This window comes from Acidiferrobacteraceae bacterium, assembly GCA_037388825.1.
In the GTDB taxonomy this organism is placed as follows: Bacteria; Pseudomonadota; Gammaproteobacteria; order Acidiferrobacterales; family JAJDNE01; genus JARRJV01.
In genome coordinates, this window is record JARRJV010000087.1 from 1 (window position 1) to 6560 (window position 6560).

Genomic DNA, 6560 nt, shown 5'->3' on the forward strand with positions numbered 1-6560 from the left:
CCGACCTCGACACCCCCTTAAGCACCTATCTCAAGCTGGCGCGTCACGCAGACGGATCGCGCCGCTATTCCTATCTGTTCGAGTCCGTACAGGGCGGGGAGAAGTGGGGCCGATACTCCATGATCGGCCTTCCCTGCCGCACGGTGGTGCGCGTCATGAATTCAGAGGTGTCGGTAGAACGCGACGGCGAGATCGTGGAGCGTTCGCAGGAGGACGATCCGCTGGGCTTCATTGAGCGGTTCGCGAAGCGTTACTCGGTACCGGAGATCGAGGGCCTGCCCCGATTTACCGGTGGTCTCGTCGGTTACTTCGGCTACGAGACGATCCGCTACATCGAACCGCGCCTGGCCGCGCGACCGGCCAAACCGGTGGACGTGGAGACACCCGATATCCTGCTCATGGTGTCGGACGAGGTAGTGGTGTTCGACAATCTGACGGGCAAGCTCTATATCGTCATCCATGTGAATCCGGAAATCGACGATGCCTACAACAGGGCAAACCGCCGACTGGACGAGCTCGTCGGTCGCCTGTACCACGATCCGCCCGAGCGACCAGAGGCCCATGAGTCCCGGACCCTGAGCGAAGCCGACTTTGAATCGGTTTTCGGCGAAGAGCCGTTCAAGCGCGCAGTGGAGCGGGCGCGTGAATACATCCGGGATGGCGACATCATGCAGGTGGTGTTGTCCCAGCGTCTGTCGGTACCCTTCACGGCACCATCCCTGGATCTGTACCGCGCCCTGCGCACACTCAATCCTTCTCCGTATATGTATTTCATGGACCTGGGCGGGTTCGAGGTCGTGGGCTCCTCGCCCGAGATCCTGGTGCGACTGGAGGACGATGCGGTGACGCTGCGCCCCATCGCCGGTACCCGTCGCCGCGGTCGCGACGAGGCCGACGATCTGCGGCTGGAAGAGGAATTGCTGGCCGACCCCAAGGAACGCGCCGAGCACCTGATGTTGCTGGACCTGGGGCGCAACGACGTCGGTCGGGTGGCTGCCACCGGCAGCGTGCGGGTTACCGACAGCATGGTGATCGAGCGCTACTCCCACGTGATGCACATTGTGTCCAATGTATCCGGTCAGTTGCGTGAAGGCCTGGGGGCGCTCGACGTGCTGCGCGCCAGCTTCCCGGCCGGCACGGTCAGCGGGGCACCCAAGGTGCGCGCCATGGAGATCATCGACGAACTCGAACCGACCCGCCGCGGCGTGTACTCCGGTGCCGTGGGTTATCTCTCCTGGTCCGGCAACATGGATACGGCCATTGCCATTCGCACGGCCGTGATCAAGGACCAACGCCTCTACATTCAGGCCGGCGGCGGCATCGTTGCCGATTCCGTTCCGCGCCTGGAATGGATGGAAAGCATGAACAAGGCGCGCGCGATCTTCACCGCTGCGGCCATGGCCGCCGCCGGGATCGACCGGCGCGGGGAGAGCTGACATGTTGCTGATGATCGACAACTACGATTCGTTTACCTACAACCTGGTGCAGTATCTGGGCGAGCTCGGCCAGGACGTGCGGGTGTTCCGCAACGATGCCATCACCACCGACGAAATCGACGCGCTGGCACCGGACCACATTGTTGTCTCGCCGGGACCCTGTACACCGAACGAGGCCGGGGTGTCGGTGGAGACGATCCAGCGGTTCGCCGGTCGTATCCCGATCCTGGGTGTGTGCCTCGGCCACCAGAGCATCGGGCAGGCCTTTGGCGGCAAGATCGTCCACGCAAAAGAACTGATGCATGGAAAGACCTCGGAAATCCATCACATCAACGCTGGCGTATTTGCCGGATTGCCGAATCCCTTCGTGGCCACCCGCTACCATTCGCTCGTGGTGGAGCGTGAGTCCTTGCCGGACTGTCTGGAAGTGACGGCATGGACGGCGGATGAGGAGATCATGGGGCTGCGACACCGGGAGTTTGCCGTCGAAGGGGTGCAGTTCCACCCCGAGTCCATTTTGACCGAGCATGGTCACCAGTTGCTGAAGAACTTTCTCGACCAGCACTGAGGACCTTCCTTTTTGCCGGAGCCACCGTCGCGGGTGAACCCCGTGCCGGTGGCGAGGTCGTTACAGAACAATGAACCAGCAAGGCACATCCGACCGGGAATCGACATTGCATCTGGCGCTGATCATCGCGCTGCTGTCCATGCTTGCGCCGTTTTCCATCGACACCTATCTGCCCTCGTTTCCCGACATCGGCCACGAACTGGGAGTGACCAGCCTCCAGCTGCAACAGACTCTGAGTCTGTACCTCGTGGGGTTCGCCTGCATGACCCTGGTTTACGGTCCGTTGGCCGATGCCTTCGGTCGCCGTATCGTGATCCTGTCGTCGGTAGCGGTGTACATCGTTACTTCCGTCGGCTGCGCCCTCGCCAGTGACTTTCACTGGCTGCTTGCCATGCGCATCGGCCAGGGCGTTTCCGCCAGCGGCGGTCTGATCGTGGGACGGGCCGTGATTCGCGATGCCTTCTCCGGCAGTCGGGCCCAGCGCGCCCTGTCCAATGTGATGCTTGTGTTTGCCTTGGCGCCGGCGGTCGCGCCCATTATTGGCGGCTGGTTGCACAGTCTGGCCGGCTGGCGTTCCGTGTTCTGGTTCCTGGCGGGTCTTGGCGTGTTTCTGTGGCTGCTGGTGGCAACGCGTTTGCCGGAGACCCTGGCGAAGGAAGACCGTCATTCGGCGCATCCGAAGCAGATTGCCCGTTCCTATGCCCGTGCGCTGCGGTCGGCCCGTTTTCTGATACTGGTCGCGATCTTCTCCCTGAATTTCGGCGCGTTCTTTCTTTATGTCGCCGGATCGCCGGTGGTGATCTACAAGTTTCTCGGATTCGGGGCACACGATTTCTGGGTCATGTTCGTGCCGGTGGTGTTGTGCCTGATGCTGGGCGCGTTCCTGTCCGGACGCCTCGCCGGCCGACGGACTCCCGTGCAAACCGCGAGCATCGGTGCCGTACTGATGTTCATCGGCGCCACGCTAAACGTGTTGTCGTCCCGGTTCCTGCCGGTCGGGCCCGTGACCATTCTCGTTCCGCTCGGCGTGTACGTGACCGGCATGGCGCTGTCCATGCCCAGCATCAGCCTCACCGCCCTGGATGTTTTTCCGCATCACCGGGGGCTGTCTTCGGCGCTGCAGGGCTTTGGCCGGACCTTGTTCAACGGCCTGGTCGCGGGGGTGATCACGCCGCTGGTCGCGGTGACGCCGCTCACCATGGCAGTGACCATGTTCGGGCTGAATCTGGCCGGGGTGCTGATGTGGCTGATCTGGAGGCAGCGCTATCGGAACCTGGAGCCGGAGGGTGCTTGACCCTGGTCGGGCATGCACGACAGAATCGCAGGCTCTCCCCGATCTGCACAAAACGAGAAAGACTATGGATATGCCAGCAGCCATCCGTGCCGTCACCGAGCACCGGGACCTCAGTATTGATGATATGCGCTCTGTTATGCGCACCATCATGACCGGCGAGGCCACGCCGGCGCAGATCGGCGGATTCCTGATCGGCCTGCGTATGAAGGGAGAGACGGTGGATGAGATCACTGCCGCCGCCGAGGTGATGCGCGAGCTCGCTGCCCCTGTGGTGGTCGAGGGACCGCATCTGGTGGATACCTGTGGTACCGGCGGAGACGCGGCCAATACCTTCAACGTGTCTACGGCGTCGGCGCTGGTTACCGCCGCGGCCGGCGCCCAGGTGGCCAAGCATGGCAACCGTTCCGTATCCAGCAAGTCCGGAAGCGCCGATGTGCTTGAAGCGGCGGGGGTCAATCTGGACCTGAGCCCGGACCAGGTGGCCCGGTGTATCAACGAGGTCGGCGTCGGCTTCATGTTTGCCCCCAAACACCACGGTGCGATGAAGCACGCCATCGGCCCGCGCCGGGAAATGGGGGTGCGTACGATTTTCAATCTGCTGGGCCCGCTGACCAATCCCGCCCATGCACCCAACCAGGTGATCGGCGTATTCAGTAATTCCTGGGTCGAGCCGGTGGCCGAAGTGCTGGGCCGTCTTGGCAGCCGACACGTGATGGTGGTGCACTCCCAGGACGGGATGGACGAGATCAGCATTGGTGGCCCCACGTTTGTCGCCGAGCTCAAGGACGGCAAGGTCGAGACCTATAATGTTGCGCCGGAGGATTTCGGTATTTCCGCCGCCGACATCGCGTCCCTCAGTGTGGACAGTGCCGAAGCCAGTCTGGACGTAATCAAATCGGTTTTGGCCAACGAGCCCGGACCGGCCCATGACATCGTTCAGCTCAATGCCGGCGCCGCCATCTATGTGTCCGGCCTGGCCACCACGCTTGCCGAGGGTGTACGCCGGGCCGGCGAAGTGATCGCCTCCGGCGCGGCGGGCGAGAAGCTCGATGCCCTGGTGGCGATCTCGCAGAAGCTGGCATCCTGAGCGGGACGATGGACGGGGTACCCGATATCCTCAAGCGCATACTCGTGCGTAAGGCCGAGGAGATATCCGCGCGCACGGCGCGCACGCCACTGGAGGCCCTCAAGCAACAGTGCGCAGATGCGGATCCAACCCGGGGCTTTGTTCGTGCGCTGCGCGCGCGCGTCGATGACGGCCGCCCGGCGGTTATCGCCGAGATCAAGAAGGCCTCGCCGAGCAAGGGCGTACTGCGCGAGGACTTTGATCCCGCCGCGATCGCCGAAAGCTATGCGCGTCACGGCGCCGCGTGTCTTTCGGTCCTCACCGACGTCGATTTCTTTCAGGGTGCCGATCAGTTCCTTCGGGATGCACGAGCGGCCTGCGCATTACCGGTCCTGCGCAAGGATTTCGTGCTGGATCCCTATCAGGTGTACGAATCCCGCGTCCTGGACGCCGATTGCATCCTGCTGATCGCCGCCGCACTTGGGGACCAACAGATGGGTGAGCTCTACGGACTTGCCCGGGAACTGGGAATGGATGTGTTGGTGGAAGTGCACAACGGCGATGAACTGAACCGGGCGCTGGCGCTGGATCTGGACATGATCGGCATCAACAACCGGGATCTGCATACCTTCGATACGCGCCTGGAGACAACACTGGATCTTCTGCCGGACATCCCCGGGGATTGCCTGGTGGTTACCGAGAGCGGTATCCACACCACCGACGATGTGCAACATATGCGCAAGCACGGAGTGAATGCCTTTCTTGTCGGCGAGGCCTTCATGCGCGCAGCGGATCCGGGTGTACGTCTGGCCGAGCTGTTTGCTGGTGACACGATTACAGAAGGACAAGAGAAATGAAGACGACCGTACGCTGGGCCGGTGAGGCCAGTTTCGTTGCTGAGACCGAGACCGGACATGAGCTTGTGATGGATGGATCGCCGGAGCATGGCGGCCGGAACAAGGGGCCGCGGCCGATGGAACTGGTCTTGACCGGCATGGGCGGCTGTACCGCCTTCGATGTGGTGCTCATCCTGCGGCGATCCCGGCAGGATATCCGGGATTGCGTCGCCGAGATCGATGCCGAGCGTGCAGACGAGGTCCCCAAGGTGTTTACCCGAATCCACGTACATTTTGTGGTTAGCGGCCGGGACCTGGATCCATCGCGGGTGGAACGTGCGATCAAGCTGTCGGCGGAAAAATACTGCTCCGCCTCCATAATGCTGGGAAAGACGGCCGAGATCACGCACGACTTCGAGATCGTGGAGGTGGAGTCATGAGCAAGCGACCCGGAAAGACCAATGGCCTGCGTCACGTGGCGCTGTTCGTTTCCGAATTTGAGGCCTGCGAGCAGTTCTACACCGAGCTGCTGGGCATGGAGGTGGAATGGCGCCCGGATCCGGATAACGTTTACCTCAGCGGGGGCAGTGACAACCTCGCCCTGCATCGCGCATCCGACGGTTTCGCGCCGGCTGCCTATCAACACCTGGATCATATCGGTTTCATGCTTGCCGACATCGACGACGTGGATCGCTGGTACGAATTTCTCAAGGGCGAGGGCGTGACCATTCGCAAGGAACCGAAGACCCATCGCGACGGCGCACGCAGTTTCTACTGCGCCGATCCGGACGGGAATACGGTGCAGATCATCTACCATCCGCCCCTGGCGGATGTCCGCTAGACCCAGTAGCTGGTGTTGGTGAACACCTTCGAGGCGAGCTTCATCAGGCGCTGAACCGGACGCGGGAAGCTGGCGGCGCCGGCGGTGATGGCGGTGGTGGCGTGGCGGCCTTCGTCTTCCCGCATCTGCTCCAGGATAGCGCGGCTCTTGCCATCGGCGGGCGACAGCCGTTGCAAGTGGCCCTCCAGGTGACGCACCACCTGTTTCTCCGTCTCCGCCACAAATCCCAGGCTCCAGCGATCGCCCGCGATACCGGCCAGGGCGCCCAGGGCGAACGATCCGGCATACCAGAATGGATTCAGGTAGCTGCGGTGGCTGTCCAGTTCACGAAGCCGTTCCGCGGTCCAGGCGATGTGATCGTTTTCCTCTTCTGCTGCCTGCTCCATCTTCTTGCGAACCTTGGGCAGCCGTGCAGTCAGGGCCTGGCCCTGATAAAGCCCTTGTGGGCAGATCTCACCGGATTGTTTGATGGGCTTGAAACGCCCGGCCAGGTCGCGGTCTGACGACGAAAGTTGCACG

At 62.5% G+C, this 6560-nt stretch carries 8 protein-coding genes; 7 read left to right on the forward strand and 1 reads right to left on the reverse strand.

Going from position 1 to position 6560, the window contains the following annotated elements; genetic code table 11:
- From trpE to P8X48_11940, 7 genes are all read left to right on the forward strand, one after another.
- Positions 1 to 1436, forward strand: a 1436-nt coding sequence (gene trpE, locus P8X48_11910) for an anthranilate synthase component I (GenBank protein ID MEJ2108009.1), incomplete at its 5' end; no start/stop codon positions are given.
- Between the two features lies 1 nt (position 1437).
- The gene (locus tag P8X48_11915; GenBank protein MEJ2108010.1) at positions 1438 to 2004 is read left to right on the forward strand and encodes an aminodeoxychorismate/anthranilate synthase component II; all 567 of its coding nucleotides are present in this window, start codon (positions 1438 to 1440) and stop codon (positions 2002 to 2004) included.
- A 70-nt stretch (positions 2005 to 2074) separates the two neighbouring features.
- A complete protein-coding gene (locus P8X48_11920; protein MEJ2108011.1) occupies positions 2075 to 3298 on the forward strand; it encodes a multidrug effflux MFS transporter in 1224 nt (407 codons plus the stop codon).
- A gap of 64 nt (positions 3299 to 3362) precedes the next feature.
- Positions 3363 to 4385 carry an anthranilate phosphoribosyltransferase gene (gene trpD, locus P8X48_11925; protein ID MEJ2108012.1) on the forward strand — a complete coding sequence of 341 codons (1023 nt, stop codon included), beginning with the start codon at positions 3363 to 3365 and terminating at the stop codon, positions 4383 to 4385.
- A gap of 8 nt (positions 4386 to 4393) precedes the next feature.
- Complete coding sequence (gene trpC / locus P8X48_11930; protein ID MEJ2108013.1) at positions 4394 to 5221, forward strand: indole-3-glycerol phosphate synthase TrpC; 828 nt, start codon at positions 4394 to 4396, stop codon at positions 5219 to 5221.
- A complete protein-coding gene (locus P8X48_11935; protein ID MEJ2108014.1) occupies positions 5218 to 5640 on the forward strand; it encodes an OsmC family protein in 423 nt (140 codons plus the stop codon). Before trpC ends, P8X48_11935 begins: the two co-directional genes overlap by 4 nt.
- Positions 5637 to 6041, forward strand: a complete 405-nt coding sequence (locus P8X48_11940) for a VOC family protein (GenBank protein ID MEJ2108015.1) — start codon at positions 5637 to 5639, stop codon at positions 6039 to 6041. The genes P8X48_11935 and P8X48_11940 overlap by 4 nt, the downstream gene beginning before the upstream one ends.
- Here the strand turns inward: P8X48_11940 and coq7 are convergent.
- Positions 6038 to 6560 (reverse strand): 2-polyprenyl-3-methyl-6-methoxy-1,4-benzoquinone monooxygenase (gene coq7, locus P8X48_11945; protein ID MEJ2108016.1); only part of this gene is annotated, 523 nt, incomplete at its 5' end. The genes P8X48_11940 and coq7 overlap by 4 nt on opposite strands.